The 18,784-nt window shown below is 69.1% G+C and carries 20 protein-coding genes and 1 pseudogene; 16 read left to right on the top strand and 5 right to left on the bottom strand.

Translation table 11 applies throughout. From position 1 onward, the window contains the following. Window positions 1-32: 32 nt before the first annotated feature. Window positions 33-275: pseudogene (locus CEK68_RS08800) on the top strand (PhzF family phenazine biosynthesis protein); the annotation flags it as partial. A 166-nt stretch (window positions 276-441) separates the two neighbouring features. Further along, window positions 442-1,320, top strand: coding sequence for a PhzF family phenazine biosynthesis protein (locus CEK68_RS08795; RefSeq protein ID WP_152239154.1), 879 nt, complete (start codon window positions 442-444; stop codon window positions 1,318-1,320). An 80-nt stretch (window positions 1,321-1,400) separates the two neighbouring features. On the opposite strand, the gene CEK68_RS08790 is transcribed toward CEK68_RS08795, so the two are convergent. Both CEK68_RS08790 and CEK68_RS08785 read right to left on the bottom strand, forming a co-directional pair. Next, window positions 1,401-2,006, bottom strand: a complete 606-nt coding sequence (locus CEK68_RS08790) for a glycine zipper 2TM domain-containing protein (RefSeq protein ID WP_017916410.1) — start codon at window positions 2,004-2,006, stop codon at window positions 1,401-1,403. Between the two features lie 233 nt (window positions 2,007-2,239). Continuing rightward, window positions 2,240-2,671, bottom strand: coding sequence for an OsmC family protein (locus CEK68_RS08785; RefSeq protein ID WP_017910837.1), 432 nt, complete (start codon window positions 2,669-2,671; stop codon window positions 2,240-2,242). 288 nt (window positions 2,672-2,959) lie between these two features. Between CEK68_RS08785 and CEK68_RS08780 the strand changes: the two genes are divergently transcribed. The 5 genes from CEK68_RS08780 (at window position 2,960) to CEK68_RS08760 (ending at window position 5,857) form a co-directional block, all read left to right on the top strand. Further along, window positions 2,960-3,358 carry an HU family DNA-binding protein gene (locus tag CEK68_RS08780; protein ID WP_026143706.1) on the top strand — a complete coding sequence of 133 codons (399 nt, stop codon included), beginning with the start codon at window positions 2,960-2,962 and terminating at the stop codon, window positions 3,356-3,358. A gap of 143 nt (window positions 3,359-3,501) precedes the next feature. Then, window positions 3,502-4,206 (top strand): tellurite resistance TerB family protein, encoded by a 705-nt coding sequence (locus tag CEK68_RS08775; protein WP_017913929.1) that lies wholly within the window; start codon window positions 3,502-3,504, stop codon window positions 4,204-4,206. A 4-nt stretch (window positions 4,207-4,210) separates the two neighbouring features. Continuing rightward, a complete protein-coding gene (locus CEK68_RS08770; RefSeq protein WP_152239153.1) occupies window positions 4,211-4,777 on the top strand; it encodes a M23 family metallopeptidase in 567 nt (188 codons plus the stop codon). A gap of 94 nt (window positions 4,778-4,871) precedes the next feature. Next, window positions 4,872-5,171 (top strand): DUF3861 family protein, encoded by a 300-nt coding sequence (locus CEK68_RS08765; RefSeq protein WP_010342007.1) that lies wholly within the window; start codon window positions 4,872-4,874, stop codon window positions 5,169-5,171. Between the two features lie 89 nt (window positions 5,172-5,260). Continuing rightward, window positions 5,261-5,857 carry a DUF1439 domain-containing protein gene (locus CEK68_RS08760; RefSeq protein ID WP_017913835.1) on the top strand — a complete coding sequence of 199 codons (597 nt, stop codon included), beginning with the start codon at window positions 5,261-5,263 and terminating at the stop codon, window positions 5,855-5,857. 135 nt (window positions 5,858-5,992) lie between these two features. On the opposite strand, the gene CEK68_RS08755 is transcribed toward CEK68_RS08760, so the two are convergent. Both CEK68_RS08755 and CEK68_RS08750 read right to left on the bottom strand, forming a co-directional pair. After that, window positions 5,993-6,529 carry a type 1 glutamine amidotransferase domain-containing protein gene (locus CEK68_RS08755; RefSeq protein ID WP_152239169.1) on the bottom strand — a complete coding sequence of 179 codons (537 nt, stop codon included), beginning with the start codon at window positions 6,527-6,529 and terminating at the stop codon, window positions 5,993-5,995. 107 nt (window positions 6,530-6,636) lie between these two features. Further along, window positions 6,637-7,104 (bottom strand): SET domain-containing protein-lysine N-methyltransferase, encoded by a 468-nt coding sequence (locus tag CEK68_RS08750; RefSeq protein WP_010342011.1) that lies wholly within the window; start codon window positions 7,102-7,104, stop codon window positions 6,637-6,639. A 196-nt stretch (window positions 7,105-7,300) separates the two neighbouring features. Between CEK68_RS08750 and CEK68_RS08745 the strand changes: the two genes are divergently transcribed. The 9 genes from CEK68_RS08745 to upp all read left to right on the top strand — a co-directional run bounded on the left by CEK68_RS08745 (window position 7,301) and on the right by upp (window position 16,936). Continuing rightward, on the top strand, window positions 7,301-7,759 hold the full coding sequence (locus CEK68_RS08745) for an SUF system Fe-S cluster assembly regulator (protein ID WP_017909662.1): 459 nt from the start codon (window positions 7,301-7,303) through the stop codon (window positions 7,757-7,759). A gap of 15 nt (window positions 7,760-7,774) precedes the next feature. After that, window positions 7,775-9,217: a Fe-S cluster assembly protein SufB gene (sufB, locus tag CEK68_RS08740; RefSeq protein ID WP_017909661.1), complete on the top strand. Its 1,443-nt coding sequence runs from the start codon at window positions 7,775-7,777 to the stop codon at window positions 9,215-9,217. Window positions 9,218-9,382: 165 nt separating this feature from the next. Beyond that, window positions 9,383-10,150: a Fe-S cluster assembly ATPase SufC gene (gene sufC, locus CEK68_RS08735; RefSeq protein WP_152239152.1), complete on the top strand. Its 768-nt coding sequence runs from the start codon at window positions 9,383-9,385 to the stop codon at window positions 10,148-10,150. Continuing rightward, window positions 10,147-11,409: a Fe-S cluster assembly protein SufD gene (sufD, locus tag CEK68_RS08730; RefSeq protein ID WP_152239151.1), complete on the top strand. Its 1,263-nt coding sequence runs from the start codon at window positions 10,147-10,149 to the stop codon at window positions 11,407-11,409. The genes sufC and sufD overlap by 4 nt, the downstream gene beginning before the upstream one ends. Continuing rightward, on the top strand, window positions 11,406-12,656 hold the full coding sequence (locus tag CEK68_RS08725) for a cysteine desulfurase (protein ID WP_152239150.1): 1,251 nt from the start codon (window positions 11,406-11,408) through the stop codon (window positions 12,654-12,656). The genes sufD and CEK68_RS08725 overlap by 4 nt, the downstream gene beginning before the upstream one ends. Before the next feature lie 161 nt (window positions 12,657-12,817). Beyond that, a complete protein-coding gene (locus CEK68_RS08720) occupies window positions 12,818-13,354 on the top strand; it encodes a GNAT family N-acetyltransferase (RefSeq protein ID WP_017909657.1) in 537 nt (178 codons plus the stop codon). Next, on the top strand, window positions 13,351-13,683 hold the full coding sequence (locus tag CEK68_RS08715; protein WP_017909656.1) for a non-heme iron oxygenase ferredoxin subunit: 333 nt from the start codon (window positions 13,351-13,353) through the stop codon (window positions 13,681-13,683). Before CEK68_RS08720 ends, CEK68_RS08715 begins: the two co-directional genes overlap by 4 nt. A gap of 330 nt (window positions 13,684-14,013) precedes the next feature. Beyond that, a complete protein-coding gene (locus CEK68_RS08710) occupies window positions 14,014-16,179 on the top strand; it encodes a methyl-accepting chemotaxis protein (protein ID WP_152239149.1) in 2,166 nt (721 codons plus the stop codon). 124 nt (window positions 16,180-16,303) lie between these two features. Next, window positions 16,304-16,936 carry a uracil phosphoribosyltransferase gene (upp, locus tag CEK68_RS08705; protein WP_017910423.1) on the top strand — a complete coding sequence of 211 codons (633 nt, stop codon included), beginning with the start codon at window positions 16,304-16,306 and terminating at the stop codon, window positions 16,934-16,936. A 292-nt stretch (window positions 16,937-17,228) separates the two neighbouring features. On the opposite strand, the gene CEK68_RS08700 is transcribed toward upp, so the two are convergent. Further along, window positions 17,229-18,784: glycoside hydrolase family 9 protein (locus CEK68_RS08700; RefSeq protein WP_152239148.1), on the bottom strand; the 1,556-nt coding region annotated here is incomplete at its 5' end.

Here is an 18,784-nt window from a genome sequence, read left to right as displayed (position 1 = left end):
GAACCCCCGATTCTACTGCCAACCGAGCGCCGATGAGCGAGCGCCGCTACCTGCATCTGGACGTCTTTTCCACCAGCCCGGCGCCAGGGCGTGGTGCTCGATGCCGCCGACCAGGACGCACCGCGCCTGCAGCGCCTTGCGGCGTGGCCGAACCTCCCGGAGACGGTGAGCTTCCCGCCGCCGGACGCGGGCGCGGACCACCGTATTCGCATCTTCACCCCCAGGGCGAACTGCGATTCGCAGGCCACCCCAGCGTCGGCGCCGCCTGGGCGGCGGGCGCGACGTCGCCAGCCATGGACGCGAACTCGGGCGCGATAGCCGCGTCGAACTCCTGGTCGATGGCGAAGACGTGTGGAGTGGCGGCCTGGTGCAAGCGGTGATCGCTGGCAAGATCGCTTGGTAAGCTCCGGCCTCCCCCACCGCAGTCCGGAGTTTCCCCTCATGGCCGCACGCCGCTTCTTCCAGGTCGATGTCTTCTCCGCCCGCGCCGGCAACGGCAATCCGTTGGCCGTCGTGCTCGATGCCGATGGCTTGGACGCCGCCACGATGCAGGCCATCGCGCGCTGGACGCGCCTGCCGGAAACCACCTTCGTGTTCGCGCCGACGCGGCCGGATGCCAGCTACGGCCTGCGCATGTTCAGCCCGCAGAAGGAAGTGCCGTTCGCCGGCCATCCCAGCGTCGGCACCGCGCACGTCGCGCTGGAAGCGGGCATCGCCAGCCCGCGCGACGGCGTCCTGACCCAGGACGGCATCGCCGGCCTGCTGCCGCTGCGGGTCGACGTGGATGCAGGAGTGCGCAGCATCGCCATCCGCACCCCGCGCGCGCAGGTGGCCGAGATCGCCGATGCCGCGGATCCACGCCTGCAGGCGGCGCTGCGCGGCTGGACGCTGGGCGCGCTGCCGCCGGTGCGCATGGACGGCGGCCGCTGCTGGTGGCTGGTCGAAGTGGCCGACGAAGCCGCGCTGCGCGCGCTGGCGCCGGACTGGGATGCGATCGCCGCCCTGGCCGAAAGCACCGCCAGCATGGGCGTGTTCGCCTACGCGCGCGCCAGCGGCCAGGCCTATGCAGTGGCCGTGCGCGCCTTCGTCGGCAACGGCCGGCGCTTCGAGGATGCGGCCTCCGGCGCGGCCAATGCAGTGCTGGCGGCATGGCTGGATCACAGCAAGGCCCTGCCCGGCCACGGCGGCCGCTACGTCGCCAGCCAGGGCCGCGAAGTCGGCCACGATGCGCTGCTGACGCTGTGCGTCGACGAGGCCGGCGAGGTGTGGTCCGGCGGACAGGTGCAGACGGTGATCGAAGGCCACATCGACTGGCCCTGATCGCCGGCCGCCGCCCGGCACTGCAGACGCGAACGCACGCGCAACAACAAAGGGCGCCTCGCAAGGAGGCGCCCTTTGTTTTAGTCGGGCAGGACGTCGACGCGGACGCGGATGCGATCGCCCGGAGGCGAGGCGGTGCGGGTGTGGTAGTAGCGGCCGCCGTATTCGTAGGTCACGTCGTAGCCGTCGACGCGGTCGTAGCGTTCGGTCCGATACGACACCGGGTCGCATTCGCGGACCACGCCGCCACCGTAGCCGCCGCCGTAGCCGCGGGTATTGCTGTCGTAGATCGAGCGGCCGGCCAGGCTGCCGAGCATGGTGCCGACGGCGGTGCCGACGAAACGGCCATTGCCGCCGCCGACGCGGCTGCCCAGCACGGCACCGGCGATGCCGCCGACCACCGACGAGGCGGTGCGGCCGCCATCGGTACCGCGGTAGCCGTAGTCGCTGGCGTAGCTGCCCGACGCCGGGCGGTCGTAGCAGCGCTCGGTGGTCTCGCGCGGGCCGTTGACCTGCACCATGATCGGATCGGCGCGCACCACGCGCGCATATTCGTAGGTGCCGGACGCGTAGCCACGGTCGCGGTAGTCGTCGTAGCGGGTGTAACCGTAATCCTGCGCAGCGGCGGAGCCGATGACGCCGACAGCGAGCGCAGCGGTCAACAGACGGGTCGAGAGCTTGTTCATGGCGATGGTTCCAAGCGCGTGGATCGCGCGACTGCATGCTCGATCCGATGCGGTGAAACCAGACTGAATAGGGACGGCTGTGGCGCGCGCATTTAGTGGCGCGACAGCTAGCGATCGATCGAGCCACGCGGGACGGTGCAGAGGCGCAACGCGTCCTGGCCCGCCATCGGCGACGCCGCAGGTGCGCCGCACACGCGCGGCCCGGCATGCCGCCGGGCCGCGCCGGGGATTCCTCAGCCCAGTTCCGCTTCCAGGCTGATCGGCACCGCGCTCAGCGCCTTGGACACCGGGCAATTCTGCTTGGCGTCGTCGGCCACTTCGCGGAAGCGCGCGGCGTCGATGTTGGGCACCACGGCCTTGACCTTCAACCGGATCTGCGAAAGCTGGGGACCGCCTTCCATCGACAGGTCGACATCGGCGCGGGTGTCCAGCGCGGTCGGCGGGAAGCCGGCTTCGGTCAGCTTGGCCGACAGCGCCATGGTGAAGCAGCCGGCGTGCGCGGCGGCGATCAGTTCTTCCGGATTGGTGCCCTTCTCGTCGCCGAAGCGGCTGTTGAACGCATAGCGGGTGTTCTCCAGCAGGCCGCTCTGCGGCGTGTTCAACCGGCCCTGGCCGGTCTTGAGATCGCCTTCCCAATGCGCGGTGGCGTGACGCGAAATGCCCATGCGAGGCTCCTGTCGGTGAGTGGAGCGCGGACCATAGGGGAGGCGGCGTTACGGGCTTGTGCTTCCGCGCGAAGGCGGCGGCGGCGGCGCGCGACAGCGAAAATGCCCTGGCGCATCGCCGCGGATGTGCCGGCATCGGCGCCGTCCTCGGCAAAAAAGGCGTCGGTCGCGGCGAATATTCGCGTTTTTTGCTTCCGGCCTATTGGCGCGGCGTAGCACATGCCCTACATTTCGCCATGCCGACGGGGTCGGCGCGACCCAAACCACCAAATACGGAATCAGGACATCATGGCAAAGACCGCAAAAAAGGCTGCCCCGAAGAAGGCAGTGAAGAAGGTAGCGACCAAGGCTGCCGCCAAGCCGGCCGCTCCCAAGCCGATCAAGGACGTGCTGAGCAAGTCCGCGCTCGTCGCCCACATCGCCGAAACCAGCGGCGTGATCGCCAAGGACGTGCGCGCCGTGATGGCCTCGCTGGAGCACGCCGTGGCCGGTTCGGTCAGCAAGAAGGGCGCTGGCTCGTTCACCCTGCCGGGCCTGCTGAAGATCACCGCCGTCAGCGTGCCGGCCAAGCCGAAGCGCAAGGGCATCAACCCGTTCACCAAGGAAGAGCAGTGGTTCGCCGCCAAGCCGGCCACCACCAAGCTCAAGGTGCGCCCGCTGAAGAAGCTCAAGGACGCCGCGCTCTGAGCAGCGTCGCCTGATCCAGGCAAGCACACCGACGAGACGGCCCCGGCCGTCTCGTTTTTTTTGTGTCTGCTGCGCATTTGGGTTGACGGCCCGCTAAGGCGACGGCCGCTATACCGGTGATTCCCTTCGACAGGATCACCTGCATGAAACTACAGGGCTTTCTCGACCAACTGCTGCAATCGGCGCAGGGTGCCGCCGGCCAGGCCATGGGCAAGACCGGCACCGCCGCTCCTGCCGCACCGGCGCACGCCGGCGCCGGCGGCCTGGGCGGCCTGCTCAACGCCGACTTCGGCAAGGGAGCCCTCAGCGGCGGCGCACTCGGCCTGCTGCTCGGCAAACACCGCACCACCCGCAAGCTGGCGACCTACGGCGGCCTGGCCGCGTTGGGGCTGATGGCCTATCGCGCCTACGGCGACTACCGCCGTCAGCAACTCGGCGCCGCCGCGCCCGAACCGCAGACCCTGGACCGGCTGCCGCCACTGGAAGTCGAGCAGCACAGCCAGGCGGTGCTGCGCGCGCTGGTCGGCGCGGCCAAGGCCGACGGCCATCTGGACGAGCACGAGCGCCGCCTGATCGAAGGCGAGTTCGCCCGCCTCCACGGCAACGATGCCGACGTGCAGCAGTGGCTGCATGCGGAACTGGAAAAGCCGCTGGATCCGGCCGAGGTGGCGCGCGCGTCGACCAGTCCCGAGATGGCCGCGGAAATGTACCTGGCCAGCTTGCTCGCCGCCGACGAACAAGGCTTCATGGAGCGCAGCTACCTGGACGAACTGGCGCGGCAGCTCGGCATCGACGACGCCCTGAAGCAGCGCCTGCAACAACAGGCGGCTGCCCTGCACGCGGACTGAGCGCATGGCCGCGACGCCCACGCTTTCGCCAGCGCAGCGCCTGCGCCGCGACGTGCTGCGCGCGGCGTTGCTGGCTGCGCTGGCGCTCGCCGCCGCCTGGGCCTGGCGGCATCCGTGGGCGCAGCGCCTACGCGTCGGCTGGGAGTTGGCGCGCGCGCCGGCGCCGACGGCCCTGCACATGCCGGTCGAAGGCGTGGATCCCCGTCGCATCGCGGCCACCTTTGGCGCGCCGCGCGGCCGCGACCGCCAGCACGCCGGCGTGGACATCTTCGCCAGACGCGGCACGCCGGTGGTGTCGGCGACACGCGGCATCGTCGTGGCCATCGCCGACCGCGGCCTCGGCGGCCGCCAGGTCTGGGTGCTGGGCCCAGCCCGGCAGCGGCACTACTACGCGCACCTGCAGGCGTGGGCACCGGGGCTGCAGGTCGGCGACCTGGTGCAGCCCGGCGACCCGCTGGGCGCGGTGGGCGACAGCGGCAACGCGCGCGGCACGCCGCCGCACCTGCACTATGGCGTCTACGCCGAGGGCGGCGCCTATGATCCGCTGCCGCTGCTGCGCGCGGCACGCTGAACGGACGCACTGGAACAGAGCGTCGCGAGCGACAGGCTCGTGGTGCCGCTCGCGCGCGCCTATCTTGGAGGCACACCCCGCGTGCGCCACTGCCATGACTGCCTCCCAACGCTACCGCGTCACCGTCACCCCGATCCAGGACGACGGCCTGCCCTGCCAGGGCCGCTGCACCATCGAACTGGAGGCGCGCTGTCGGCAGGACTGGATGCGCCTGCTCGAGGCGGCACAGCGCCAGCCCGGACTGCGCGGCGACGAGCGCGCCGCACTGATCGTCGGTACGCAGTTGCTGCGCGGCCTGGGCGAGCGCAGCGAGGGAGAGGCGCGTGAACTGCTGGCGCCGCTGCAGCCGGCGCTGGACGCGCTACTGGCACGGCTGGCGCTGCCGGCCGCCTGAGCGACGACTCCCGCGCCGCCGGTTCCGCTAATCGCGCATTCACCGGCCACCGTTATGGTGAATTCCTCTCGTTCGCCCAGGGCTTCCCGATGATCTTCCGCAAGTTCACCCTGCGCGCTGCGGCGCTGCTGGCGCTCGCCACCGCCACCCAGGCCCAGGCCGAGCCGACCATCCAGGGCCACCAGGTCAGCGTCGGTGCCGCCGACGTGCAGCATTACCTGGACAGCAGCTTCCCGCAGACGCACAAGGCGTTGGGCGGGCTGCTCAAGATGACCGTCCGCGACCCGAAGCTGAGCCTGCCGCCGGGCGATCGCCTGAAGATGCAGTTCGACCTGAGCATGGCCACCGGCGGCGGCACGCCGACGCCACTGGGCCAGGTCCTGCTGACCAGCGCCCTGCGCTACGACCAGCAGAGCCAGAGCTTCCACCTGCAGTCCCCGACCATCGATGATTTCCGCCCGGCTGCCAATGGCGGCAAGCTCGACGCCAATACGCGTGAGCTGCTCAATGCCTGGCTGGAGGACTACGCGCGCAAGGAGCCGATCTACAAGCTCGATCCGCGCCTGACCGCGATGCTGGGCGACGTGCAGATCCAGTCGGCCGGCGTGGAGAACGGTTCGCTGGTGGTGCGTTTCAACCAGGACATCGGCAAGCTGGTGCCGGCGGGCATGCTTCCCGCGCAGTAACCCACGCGACGTCCGGGGTGCGGCGGCAGCCGCCACCAGCAGCGCACACCGAAACGGCGGCCTCGGCCGCCGTTTCTGTTCCCAGGTGCTCCCACATCCGCCACCATCGCAGCGGCGCAGGCGAATCGCCAGGCCTCAGCCCAGCGCCTTGGCCACCGCCTGCGCGAACGCCGGGATGTCGTCCGGCTTGCGGCTGGTGATCAGGTTGCCGTCCACCACCACTTCCTGATCCTCCCAGCGCCCGCCGGCATTGGACAGGTCGGTCTTCAGCGACGGCCACGAGGTCACCTGGCGGTCGCGCACCAGCCCGCTCTCGGCCAGCAGCCACGGGCCATGGCAGATCGCCGCCACCGGCTTGCCGGCGCTCGCGAAGGACTGGATGAAGGCGATCGCGGTCGGCTCGGTGCGCAGGCTGTCCGGGTTGATGACGCCGCCCGGCAACACCAGCGCGTCGTAGTCGCCGGCCTGGGCCTGCTGCAGGCGCTTGTCCACCGGCACGCTGTCGCCCCAGTCCTTCTTGTTCCAGCCGCGAATGCTGCTGGCGTCGCCCGGCGCGATCACGTCGACCTGGGCGCCCCAGGATTCGAGCAGGCGCTTGGGTTCCTGCAGTTCCGACTGTTCGAAACCGTCGGTGGCCAGGACAGCCACCTGCTTGCCGGCAAGGGAAGGCATTGCGCTCACGGGACACTCCTCGAGTAGGGGGAGTCCCACCGTAGAAACGCGCCGGTGGCAGTGCCGTGAACCGCGCGTCGGCGCGGCGTGCACGGCTGGACGCGACCTCAGCGCTTGGGCTGCAGCATGGTGCCGGTGCAGTTCTTGGCGCCGCAGCGGCATTCCCAGATCTTCTTCAGCCGTGGCGTGTGACGCTCGGCCAGGGTGATGCCGTAGTTGTAGGTGAGTTCTTCGCCGGGCTTGATATCGCGCAGCGCCTCGATGACCACCTTGTCCTTGCGGCGGTCATCGCCCTCGGCCTCGACGATCACCGCCTCGCAGTTCGGCGCACAGCTGTGGTTGATCCAGCGCGCGTCGTTGCCCTCGTAGTTGGCGTCGATCACGTAGTCGTCGCTGAGGGTGAACAGGAAGGTGTGCCCGGTCTCGACGTCGCCGGCCTCGTCGCGGTCGACCTCGGCATGGCTGCGGCGGCGGCCCTTGTACTCGATGACCCGCTCGCCTTTCTTGAGCGGCAGCACGGCGAATACGCCGTTGCCATGGATGCGGGACTTGCGGGCGGCGATCTTGCGGGGCATGCGGCGATCCGGACAGGAAAGCCTAGATTCTGGCGCACATCGCCCGCGATCCCAAGTCCGCGCCTCCCGGTCCGGCGACCGCGGCCGCCGCGATCGCCCAATCGCCGCGATCGAAAGAAAAGATGAATGGCCCGGTTGGACGCTGCGGCGCAAAAGAGTACAATTTCGGTCCGCATTGAAAAACCACCGCGTCGCCATGCTCCGCGTCACCAAGCTCACCGATTACGCCACCGTCGTGCTGACCGTGCTCGCCGCGCGTCCGAACGAAGTGCTGAGCGCGACCGAACTGGCCGAACAGGCCGGGCTGGAGCCGCCCACGGTCAGCAAGCTGCTCAAGCCGTTGGCCCAGGCCGGCCTGGTCGAGGGCCTGCGCGGTGTGCGCGGCGGCTACCGGCTGGCACGCCCGGCCGACGCCATCACCCTGATCCAGATCGTCGAGGCGATGGAAGGCCCGCTGGCGATCACCGAATGCAGCCACCACGGCAGCCAGTGCAGCATCGCCCAGACCTGCGGCGTGCGCTCCAACTGGCGGTTGATCAACGACGTGGTCGCCGACGCGCTGCGCGGCGTGACCCTGGCGCAGATGCTCCATCCCCTCCCCCCCTCCGGCGATCCGAAACGGCGTTCCATTGCCGTGCGGTTCGCGACCACCTGACCTGTAGGCAGCCCCATGGCCACCGAAAACGCTGAAATCCTGGAACGGCTGGGACGTCGCTACGACGCCGGCTTCGTCACCGACATCGAATCCGATTCGTTCCTGCCCGGCCTGAACGAGGACGTCGTGCGCGCCCTGTCCGTGAAGAAGGACGAGCCGGAATGGATGACCGACTGGCGCCTGGCCGCCTACCGGCACTGGCTGAAGATGCCGATGCCGCACTGGGCCAAGCTGGACATCGCGCCGATCGACTTCCAGGCGCTGAGCTACTACTCCGCGCCCAAGGGCCCGAAGTACGCCTCGCTGGACGAGGTGCCCAAGGAGCTGCTGGACACCTACGACAAGCTGGGCGTGCCGCTGCACGAGCGCGCCAAGCTGGCCGGCGTGGCGGTGGACGCGGTGTTCGACTCCGTTTCGGTCGGCACCACCTTCCGCAAGGAACTCGCCGAGAAGGGCGTGATCTTCTGCTCGATGTCCGAGGCGATCAAGGAACATCCGGAGCTGGTCAGGCAGTACCTGGGCAGCGTGGTGCCGGTCGGCGACAACTTCTTCGCCGCGCTCAACTCGGCGGTGTTCTCCGACGGTAGCTTCGTGTTCATCCCCAAGGGCGTGCGCTGCCCGATGGAGCTGAGCACCTATTTCCGCATCAACGCCGGCCACACCGGCCAGTTCGAGCGCACCCTGATCGTGTGCGAGGACAAGGCCTACGTGTCCTATCTGGAAGGCTGCACCGCGCCGATGCGCGACGAGAACCAGCTGCACGCGGCAGTGGTCGAGCTGGTGGCGCTGGAAGACGCGGAGATCAAGTACTCCACCGTGCAGAACTGGTACCCGGGCGACGAGGAAGGCCGCGGCGGCATCTACAACTTCGTGACCAAGCGCGGCGAATGCCGCGGCGCGCGCAGCAAGATCACCTGGACCCAGGTCGAGACCGGTTCGGCGATCACCTGGAAGTACCCGTCGTGCGTGCTGCTGGGCGACGATTCGGTGGGCGAGTTCCACTCGGTGGCGCTGACCCATCACCGCCAGCAGGCCGACACCGGCACCAAGATGATCCACGTCGGCAAGCGCACCAAGAGCAAGATCGTCAGCAAGGGCATCAGCGCCGGCCGCGGGCAGAACACCTACCGCGGCCTGGTCAAGGTGGAGCGCAGTGCCGAGGGCGCGCGCAACTACACCCAGTGCGACTCGCTGCTGATCGGCAAACAGTGCGGCGCGCATACCTTCCCGTACATCGAGGTCAAGCATCCGACCGCGACCGTCGAGCACGAGGCCACCACCTCCAAGATCAGCGACGACCAACTGTTCTACTGTCGTGCGCGCGGCATCGACCAGGAAAACGCGGTGTCGATGATCGTCGACGGCTTCTGCAAGCAGGTGTTCCGCGAACTGCCGATGGAGTTCGCAGTGGAAGCCAAGAAGCTGCTGGAAGTGTCGCTGGAAGGCTCGGTCGGCTGACGCCTTTCCTTCTCCCTCTGGGAGAAGGTGGCGCGAAGCGCCGGATGAGGGTACGTGCGCAACCTCGCACACCCAAACCCGCGAGATGCTTCGCACCGCACCCTCACCCCAACCCCTCTCCCGGTGGGAGAGGGGCTACATCAAAGAATTCTGACGGACCATCCCATGCTCACCATAGAAAACCTCCACGCTTCCGTCGCCGGCAAGGACATCCTCAAGGGCCTGTCGCTGCAGGTGAAGCCCGGCGAAGTGCACGCCATCATGGGCCCCAACGGCGCCGGCAAGTCCACCCTGGGCAACGTGCTGGCCGGCCGCGACGGCTACGAAGTGACCGCCGGCAGCGTGCGCTTCGACGATGCCGACCTGCTCGAACTGGAACCGGAGGAGCGCGCCGCTGCCGGCCTGTTCCTGGCCTTCCAGTACCCGGTGGAAATCCCCGGCGTGAACAACACCTACTTCCTGCGCGCCGCGCTCAATGCGCAGCGCAAGGCGCGTGGCGAGGCCGAGCTGGATTCGATGCAGTTCCTCAAGCTGGTCCGGCAGAAGCTGGCGGTGCTGCACCTGAAGGACGAACTGCTGCATCGCGGCGTCAACGAGGGTTTCTCCGGCGGCGAGAAGAAGCGCAACGAGATCTTCCAGCTGGCGGTGCTGGAGCCGAAGCTGGCGATCCTCGACGAGACCGACAGCGGCCTGGACATCGACGCGCTCAAGACCGTGGCCGAAGGCGTCAACGCGCTGCGCTCGCCGGAGCGCGCGTTCGTGGTGATCACCCACTACCAGCGCCTGCTCGACTACATCAAGCCGGACGTGGTGCATGTGCTGGCCGACGGCCGCATCGTGCAGACCGGTGGCCCCGAGCTGGCGCTGGAGCTGGAAGCGCACGGCTATGCCTGGCTGAAGGAGCGCGTGGCGCCCGAGGCGGCCGTGCAATGAGCGCCCTGCTCGACTCGCTGGCCGCCGCGTTCCACGGCGATGCCGCACGCCGCGCGCCGCTGGAGCAGGCGCTGCGCGACGGCCTGCCCGGCACGCGCAGCGAAGCCTGGAAGTACACCTCGCTGCGCGCACTGGAACGGCGCAGCTTCGCGCCTGCACCGCAGAACGCGCCGGCGGTGGACGCGGCCTTGCTCGACGGTATCCCGGCGCCGCGCCTGGTGTTCGTCAACGGCCGCGCCAGCGATGCGCTGTCGGATCTGAGCGGCCTGCCGGCCGGGGTGGAGCTGCAGCGGCTGTCGACCATCCTGCGCAGCGGCGACGATGCCATGCGCTTCCTCGGCCGCCGCTTCGAACGCAGCGACGAGGTGTTCGCCCAGCTCAACGCCGCCCTCGCCGACGAAGGCTGCGTGCTGCGGGTGGACGCCGGCGTGCGCGTGGAGCAGCCGCTGCACTTGGTCTTCGTTTCCACCGCCGCCGAGGCCGACCTGGCCTGGCACCACCGCCACCTGATCGAACTGCGCCAGGACGCGACGCTGGCACTGGTCGAGCATCATCTGCATGGCAGCGATGCCGCGCACCTGAGCAACAGCCTGGCGCACGTGCACCTGGCCGCCGGTGCGCAACTGACCCACGCCCGCGTGCAGGACGAGGCGGCGGGCGTCACCGCGCTGCTGCGTACCGATGCGGTGCTGGCGCGCGACGCGCAGTACCGGCGTGTGGACCTCGAACTGGGCGGCGCGCTGGCCCGGCACGAACTCAACGTGCGCCTGGAGGGCGACAACGCCCGACTGGTCGCCAACGGCGTGCTGCTCGGCAACGGCCGGCGCCAGCTCGACACCCGCCTGGGCATCGAGCACATCGCCCGCGACACCGCCTGCGAGCTGCTGTGGCGCGGTGTCGCCACCGGGCGCAGCCGCGTCGCCTTCCATGGTGGCATTCATATCCGCCACGGCGCCGACGGCACCGACGCGGCGCTGTCGAACAAGAACCTGCTGCTCTCCGCCGACGCCGAGATCGACACCCAGCCGGTGCTGGTAATCGATGCCGACGAGGTCAAGGCCGCGCACGGCGCCACCGTTGGCCAGCTCGATGCCAATGCGCTGTTCTACCTGCGCTCGCGCGGCCTGCCGCAGGAACGCGCGCAGCAACTGCTGACCGCCGCGTTCTGCCGCGAACCGCTGCGCGCATTGGAGCCGGCGCTGAGCGAAGGCCTGCTGGCGCGGCTGGAGCGGGCGCTGAGCGACGCGGGCGTGGCATGAACGGGCCCGCCGCGCACAGCGCCGCGCCGCAGGCGCCGGACTGGGATACGGTCCGCCGCGACTTCCCGCTGCTGATGCGGGAAGTGCACGGCAAGCCGCTGGTGTACTTCGACAACGCCAACACCGGGCAGAAGCCGCTGCAGGTGATCGCGGCGACCGACGCGTTCTATCGCCGCCACAACGCCAACGTCAGCCGCGCGGTGCACGCGCTCGGCAGCGAGGCCACCGAGGCCTACGAAGGCGCACGGACCCGGCTGGCGCGCTTCCTCAACGTGCGCGCCGACGAGCTGGTGCTGTGCAGCGGCGCCACCTTCGCGCTGAACCTGGTGGCGTACTCGTGGGCACTGCCGCGGCTGCGCGCCGGCGACACCATCCTGGTGTCGCGCATGGAGCACCACGCCAACATCGTGCCCTGGCAACTGGTCGCGCAACGCACCGGCGCCACGGTCAAGGTCGCCGAGATCACCGCCGACGGCGCGCTGGACCTGGACGCGCTGCGCGCGGCGATGACCGCCGACGTCAAGCTGCTGGCCCTGGCGCACGTCTCCAACGTGCTGGGCACGGTCAACCCGGTGCGCGAGATCTGCCGCGAAGCGCGCAAGCGCGGCATCGTCAGCGTCATCGACGGGTCGCAGGCCGCCCCGCACCGACCACTGGACGTGGCCGCGATCGGCTGCGACTTCTACGCCATCACCGGCCACAAGATGTGCGGCCCGACCGGCACCGGCGCGCTGTGGGCGCGCCGCGAGCACCTGCAGGCGATGCCGCCGTTCCTGGGCGGCGGCGAGATGATCAAGGAAGTCAGCTTCGACGGCACCGTGTTCAACGACCCGCCGCACAAGTTCGAGGCCGGCACCCCCAACATCGCCGGTTTCGTCGGCCTCGGCGCGGCGGTGGACTATCTGCAGGGGATCGGGCTGCAGCACGTGGAAGCGCGCGAGACCGAACTGCTCGCGCACCTCACCGAGGAACTGCAGCGGATCGACGGCCTGCGCCTGTTCGGCACCGCGCCGGGCAAGGCCGCGGTGGTCTCGTTCCTGATCGAGGGCGCGCACGCCCACGACCTGGCCACCCTGCTCGACCTGGAAGGCGTGGCCGTGCGCTCCGGCCAGCACTGCGCGCACCCCCTGCTGCAGTTCTACGGCGTCGCCGCCACCTGCCGCGCCTCGCTGGCGTTCTACAACACGCATGCCGAGATCGAGCGTTTCGTGGCGGCGTTGCGGAAGGTGCGGGCGCTGTTGGGGTGATTGAAGCTGGGAATCGGGAGTAGGAAATCGGGAATCGGCAAAGCGCTCCACGCACGGACTGTGCCTAGCGGGCAAGAGGTGTCCTCGCCTCCTTGAGAGCGCGCATTTCGATTCCCGATTCACCATTCCCCATTGCCGGCGGTACGCCCTAGAATCGGCCCATGCACACGCTCACCTTCCGCACCGCCACCGTCGACGATCTCGACGCCATCGCCGCGCTGGTCACCTCGGCCTATCGCGGCGACAGCAGCCGCGTCGGCTGGACCACCGAAGCCGACCTGCTCGACGGCAACCGCATCGACCGCGAGGTGCTGCGCGCCGACATCCTGCGTCCGCGCAGCCTGGTGTTGCTGGCCGAGCGCGATGGCGAATTGATCGCCTGCGCGCATGTCGCCGACGAGGACGGTGCCGGCTATTTCGGCATGTTCTCGGTGCAGCCGCAGGCGCAGGGCAGCGGTCTGGGCAAGACCGTGCTGGCCGAGGCCGAGCGCATCGCCTGGCAGGAATGGCGGTTGCCGCTGATGCGGATGACCGTGATCGACCTGCGCGAGGAACTCATCGCCTTCTACGAGCGCCGCGGCTATCGTCGCACCGGCATCAAGAAGCCGTTTCCGTACGGCGACGCGCGCTTCGGCCTACCAAAGCGCGACGACCTGCGTTTCGAGGTGCTGGAAAAGCCGCTGGGCGGTGCCGCATGAGCGAGACCTGGACCTTCGTCTGCGCCGACGGCGAACTAGCGCCCGGCGAAATGAAGACGGTGTGGGACGAAGTGACCGACACGCCGATCGTGGTGTTCAACTTCGATGGTCAGTTCTATGCGCTGGAAGACCGCTGCAGCCACGAGGACTACGAGCTGTCCCCCGGCACCTTCGACCCTGCTGCCGGCAGCATCGAATGCGTGCTGCACGGCGCCCGCTTCGACGTGCGCGACGGCCGCGCCCTGTGCGCGCCGGCCTACGGCCCGGTGCCGAAGTTCCCGGTGAAGTCTGAACACGGCGGGCTGTGGACGCGCGACGACCGCGGTTGAGGCCACGCGTCTTCGTCGCGAACCGGCGCTAACCGCGTCCTTCGTCATCTCTGCAGCGCCGCTCACGGCGATCGCCACATCAAGCTCCCTTACCTGCAGCAAGCGCAACGCTTGCTGGCACGTTGCGCGTGCGCGTCCGCAAGGCGGTAACCGGATGGAAAGACCATCTCGATCAATCCGATTCAAGATCCCGATTTCTCGGCCGCTAAGGGGAGACCATGTAGACGAATATGCAACTTCGTCACGATTACGTGAAATATCCATTGCATTTCGTATCGGTTAGTTAAGCGACACCCCTGGTACTCCCATCCCCCTTGCTAGGACCAGAGCATGACCGCTCTTCTGCACCGCTTTAACGTCTCCAGACGCCTTTCCATCGCGTTCGGCCTGCTCATCCTGCTGTCCTGCGGGCTGGTGGTCGGCGGCCTGGTCACCCTTTCGCAGGCGCGCAGCCAGTTGGACACCGTCGCCCGCCGCACCGTGTCCAGCATCGTCTATACCAACGAAATGCTCGATGCCAGTTCGGACATCGGCATCCAGTTGCGCAACATCGTGCTGCCGACCACGCAGGAAGAGAACATCGCCTTCGCCAAGATCATGGTGACGGAACTGCGCCGTTATCGCGAATACTGCACCAAGCTGTTCGCCATCCCCGCCACCAGCGCGCGCGATCGCGCCTTGCGCGAGCAGATGAACCGGACCTACGCGCAGGCGAGCGAGGTCAACCAGAAAGTGCTGGAACTGGGCCTGACCTACAAGTCCGACGACGCGATGAAGGTGCTGCTGCAGCAGGCCGCGCCGGCGACTCAACGTTGGCGCGAGGCGATTAGCGCCTACGCCAGCTGGCAACGCAACAACGGTGAACAAGCCTACGCCGATGCGACCGCGGTGATGGCGCGCGGCCGCTTCCTGCTGATCGCCGGCGGCCTGGCCGTGGTGTTGGTCAGCAGCCTGCTGGCCTGGCTGATCACCCGCAGCCTGACCGTGCCGCTGGCCCGCGCCACCCGCGCCGCCGAAGCCATCGCCGAGGGCCGCCTGGACAACGACGTGACCACCGACGCGCGCGACGAGCCCGGCCGCCTTTTGGTCGCGATGGGCCGCATGCAGACCCAGTTGCAGCGCTTCTCCCGCGAAACCGCCTTGATGATTGAGCTGCATGCCGACAAGGACATCAGCCACCGCATGCCGCAGGACTTCCCCGGCGTGTACGGCGAACTGAGCAAGGGCATCAACACCATGATGTTCGAGCACCTGGACGCCATCGTCGAGGCGGTCGAGATCCTCAACGAATACGCCAACGGCGATCTGCGCCGCGATGCGCGCCGGCTGCCCGGCAGCCGTGCGGTGCTGCACGAGTCGATGGATGCGGCCAAAGCCAGCCTGCTGGCGATCAATACCGAGATCAAGCGCCTGGCCGCCGCAGCGGCGGCCGGCGACTTCAGCGCCCGCGGCGATGCGACCAGTTTCCAGCACGACTTCCGGCTGATGGTGCAGGACCTCAACGCAATGATGGAGGTCAGCGACGTCAATCTGGGCAAGCTGTCGGCGTTGCTGCAGTCCATCGCTGCCGGCGACCTCACCACCCGCATGCATGGCGACTTCCACGGCGTGTTCGCACGGATGCGCGAGGACGCCAACGCCACCACCGACCAGCTGACCGGCATCGTCGCGCGCATCCAGACCGCGGCCAGCAGCATCAGCGCAGCCGCCGGCGAGATCGCCAGCGGTAACGACGACCTGTCGCGCCGCACCGAGCAGCAGGCGGCCAGCCTGGAGGAAACCGCGGCCTCGATGGAAGAGTTGACCTCGACCGTGCGCCAGAACGCCGAACACGCCCGCCAGGCCAACCAGTTGGCGGTCGGTGCGGCCTCGGTGGCCTCGCAGGGCGGCATGGTGGTGGGCCAGGTGGTCGAAACCATGAGCGGCATCGAGGCCTCGTCAAAGAAGATCGCAGACATCATCTCGGTGATCGACGGCATCGCCTTCCAGACCAACATCCTGGCACTCAACGCCGCGGTCGAAGCCGCCCGCGCCGGCGACCAGGGCCGCGGCTTCGCGGTCGTCGCCACCGAAGTCAGGACCCTGGCGCAGCGCTCGGCCAACGCCGCCAAGGAGATCAAGACGCTGATCGACGAGTCGGTCGGCCGCGTCGCCGAGGGGTCCGCTCTCGTCGACCAGGCCGGCAAGACCATGCAGGAGATCGTGGGCTCGGTGCAGCGGGTGACCGACATCATGGGCGAGATCTCGGCGGCGTCGCAGGAACAGTCGGCGGGCATCGAGCAGGTCAACCAGACCGTCACCCAGATGGACGAGGCCACCCAGCAGAATGCGGCGCTGGTGGAGGAAGCCACCGCCGCGGCGCGTTCGATGGAAGACCAGGCCGGCCAACTCACCCAGGCGGTGGCGCTGTTCAAGATCGACACCCGCAGTACCGCGACGCGCAGCGCAACAGCGCCACGCACGCGCGCGGCCGAAGTGCTCGACCCCGCGGCCTGAGTCGCCTCGGCACGGCGGGTGATGCGCCTTCCCGGCGCGTCACCGGCCGTGCGCTGCCGCCCACACCTGGCGGCGTCGGAGCCGGCTGCGGCACACTGTGCGCCTCCCCCTTGCGAGCGCGCCCATGAAGATCGTCGAAGTCCGTCACCCGCTGGTACAGCACAAGATCGGCCTGTTGCGCGACGCGGCGCTGAGCACCAAGGGCTTCCGCGAACTGGTCACCGAGCTGGGCACCCTGCTCGGCTACGAGGCCACCGCCGACCTGGAGACCGAGACCCACACCATGGAGGGTTGGGCCGGCCCGACCCAGGTACAGCGCATCGCCGGCGCCAAGATCACCCTGGTGCCGATCCTGCGCGCGGGACTGGGCATGCTGCCGGGCGTGCTGGCGCTGATTCCCGCGGCGCGGGTCAGCGTGGTCGGCCTGCAGCGCGACGAGGAGACGCTGCAGCCGGTGCCCTATTTCGAACGTCTCACCGGACGACTGGAGGAGCGCGACGCGCTGATCCTGGATCCGATGCTGGCCACCGGCGGCACCCTCATCGCCACCGTGGACATGCTCAAGCGCGCCGGTGCGCGGCGGATCAAGGGCATCTTCCTGGTCGCCGCGCCGGAAGGCCTGCAGGCCCTGGAAGCGGCGCATCCGGACGTGGAGGTGTACACCGCCGCCATCGACGACCATCTCAACGAGAAGGGCTACATCCTGCCAGGCCTGGGCGACGCCGGCGACCGCATCTTCGGCACCCGTCTGGGCTAGGGCGTGTCATCAATCCCCGAGCATGCCGCGCCGCGGTTACGCATGCCTGTGGCAAGGAAGAACGAGGAAGTGGATGCGCGTCCACGCCCGAGCGATAACGCGGCCATGGGCGCGCGCAATCGCGGCCCTTCGGGTTGGGCCTGGCAGGCGCGCGGCCGGCGCCGCGCGGCTTGACCTGACGGCCAGTCAGGCGCTGCGCCACGCAACGCCGGCAGCGCGCCTGCCAGACCCAACGCGGCATACTCGGGAATCGGTGACACGCCCTAAGCGGCGCCATCCGCGCCGTCCGGCATCAGCGCTGCAGTACCTGCAGCGCGGCGCTCACGTACACCAGCGGCGCATTCCAGTTGATCGCCACTTCGTTGGTGGCGTAGCTGCATTCCTTGTCCAGGTACGACAGCGCCGGCAGCGACGACGTGTAGGCGTGCTTGCACGCGTCGGCGTCCTGCTGCCCCGGCTGCGGACCGCCCACCAGCCATCCCGGCACCGGCGTGGCGACGCCGTCGGCGATGGAGATGCGATGGTGGATGTGCATCGGCGAGCGCGCGCCGATGCCGGTGACGAAGGACATGCCCAGCGGGTTGCGGCCGAGCACGTAGTCCAGCTGCGACTGCGCGGCCTGCAGGTATTCGGGCTTGTGCTGCAACTGGTAGGCCTGCAGCAGCATCATCGCCTGGTTCATCGCGGTGGCGTTGCTGCCCCAGTGGAAATCGGCGTCGCGCATGGTCACGCGCCAGGCCGAGCCCTGCCACACCTGCACCAGGTGATCGGCCAGGCCCTCGATCTCGTCGGCGATGCGCGCCTGGTCGGCACGCGGGGTCAGCCGCGCACGGTGCTGCGCCAGCGACATCCACGCCAGCCCGCCGACCTGGCGCCAGTCGGGCACGCTGGCCGGCACCTTGCGCGCCATCGCCGCCTCGTAGAAGGCGTCGTCGGCGGTAGCCAGATACAACTCGGTCGCGGCCCAGGCGAACTCGTCGTCGAACCGGGTGTCCTCGTAGGCGCCGGTATGCACGTCGGCCGGTTGCGTGTAGGCCACGTCCGGATGCGCCTGCGCCCAGGTCCACGCGCGCCGCGACGCCTCCAGCATGCGCGTGGAGATGCCGCCGAACTGCGCGTCGTACGGCGCGTAGATGCGGCTGGCCTGGGCCATCACCGCAGCGAAGTCGAGCGTGGCCGCGGTGCTCTTCTGCACCACGTAGCGCGGCGCGCGCGCCTGGTCCGGCATCTGCATGCCGGCGAAGTCCAGGTTGGTCAGCTTGTGGTACACGCCGCCGTCGTGCGGGTCCTGCATCGCCAGCAGCCACTGCAGGTTCCAGTCGACCTCGCGCAGGATGTCCGGCACGTCGCCGCCGCTGTCGGGAATGCCTTCCGGGTGCGTGCTGAAGTAGGTGGGGAACTGCTCGTAGGCGGCCAGCAGGGTATAGACGGTGATGCCGGAGCTGACCACGTACTTGTTGTAGTCGCCGGCGTCGTACCAGCCCTTGGGCGCGGCGATCACGGTCCCGGCCGGGCGCTCCGGCGAGGCCGCCGAGGCATGCACCAGCACGTGGTCGTCGGGATGGCCGGCAGCGCGCGCGTGGCGGCCGGCGTAAGTGCCGTCCAGCGCGGTGCTGGCGCGGTTGTAGTAGTAGGCCTTGAGCGCGGCGCGCGACAGCGCGTTGTAGGCGTCTTCGCCGATGGCGAAGCTATCCGAGGGCGGCAGGCCGACGACCTGCAGGCGGTAGCGGCCCGGCGTGCGCAACGCGGAGAAATCGGCGATGCGCACGGTCTGCTGCGCCGGCGGCCACGCCGCGGCGGCGCCGAGGGTGCCGCGCAGCACCACCTCGTCGCCGTCGGCGCGCACGA

Source organism: Xanthomonas sp. LMG 12461, assembly GCF_009192935.1.
GTDB lineage: Bacteria > Pseudomonadota > Gammaproteobacteria > Xanthomonadales > Xanthomonadaceae > Xanthomonas_A > Xanthomonas_A sontii.
This window is presented reverse-complemented; position numbering and strand designations above follow the sequence as displayed.

Bases quoted from the DNA above. Each gene is read 5' to 3' on its own strand.
- CEK68_RS08720 (WP_017909657.1), top strand. From the start codon at position 12,818: ATGCACACGCTCACCTTCCGCACCGCCACCGTCGACGATCTCGACGCC.
- CEK68_RS08795 (WP_152239154.1), top strand. From the start codon at position 442: ATGGCCGCACGCCGCTTCTTCCAGGTCGATGTCTTCTCCGCCCGCGCC.
- CEK68_RS08745 (WP_017909662.1), top strand. From the start codon at position 7,301: ATGCTCCGCGTCACCAAGCTCACCGATTACGCCACCGTCGTGCTGACC.
- CEK68_RS08790 (WP_017916410.1), bottom strand. From the start codon at position 2,006: ATGAACAAGCTCTCGACCCGTCTGTTGACCGCTGCGCTCGCTGTCGGC.
- CEK68_RS08755 (WP_152239169.1), bottom strand. From the start codon at position 6,529: ATGCCTTCCCTTGCCGGCAAGCAGGTGGCTGTCCTGGCCACCGACGGT.
- CEK68_RS08725 (WP_152239150.1), top strand. From the start codon at position 11,406: ATGAACGGGCCCGCCGCGCACAGCGCCGCGCCGCAGGCGCCGGACTGG.
- CEK68_RS08775 (WP_017913929.1), top strand. From the start codon at position 3,502: ATGAAACTACAGGGCTTTCTCGACCAACTGCTGCAATCGGCGCAGGGT.
- CEK68_RS08765 (WP_010342007.1), top strand. From the start codon at position 4,872: ATGACTGCCTCCCAACGCTACCGCGTCACCGTCACCCCGATCCAGGAC.
- CEK68_RS08785 (WP_017910837.1), bottom strand. From the start codon at position 2,671: ATGGGCATTTCGCGTCACGCCACCGCGCATTGGGAAGGCGATCTCAAG.
- CEK68_RS08780 (WP_026143706.1), top strand. From the start codon at position 2,960: ATGGCAAAGACCGCAAAAAAGGCTGCCCCGAAGAAGGCAGTGAAGAAG.
- sufC (WP_152239152.1), top strand. From the start codon at position 9,383: ATGCTCACCATAGAAAACCTCCACGCTTCCGTCGCCGGCAAGGACATC.
- CEK68_RS08710 (WP_152239149.1), top strand. From the start codon at position 14,014: ATGACCGCTCTTCTGCACCGCTTTAACGTCTCCAGACGCCTTTCCATC.
- upp (WP_017910423.1), top strand. From the start codon at position 16,304: ATGAAGATCGTCGAAGTCCGTCACCCGCTGGTACAGCACAAGATCGGC.
- CEK68_RS08770 (WP_152239153.1), top strand. From the start codon at position 4,211: ATGGCCGCGACGCCCACGCTTTCGCCAGCGCAGCGCCTGCGCCGCGAC.
- sufB (WP_017909661.1), top strand. From the start codon at position 7,775: ATGGCCACCGAAAACGCTGAAATCCTGGAACGGCTGGGACGTCGCTAC.
- CEK68_RS08760 (WP_017913835.1), top strand. From the start codon at position 5,261: ATGATCTTCCGCAAGTTCACCCTGCGCGCTGCGGCGCTGCTGGCGCTC.
- CEK68_RS08750 (WP_010342011.1), bottom strand. From the start codon at position 7,104: ATGCCCCGCAAGATCGCCGCCCGCAAGTCCCGCATCCATGGCAACGGC.
- sufD (WP_152239151.1), top strand. From the start codon at position 10,147: ATGAGCGCCCTGCTCGACTCGCTGGCCGCCGCGTTCCACGGCGATGCC.
- CEK68_RS08715 (WP_017909656.1), top strand. From the start codon at position 13,351: ATGAGCGAGACCTGGACCTTCGTCTGCGCCGACGGCGAACTAGCGCCC.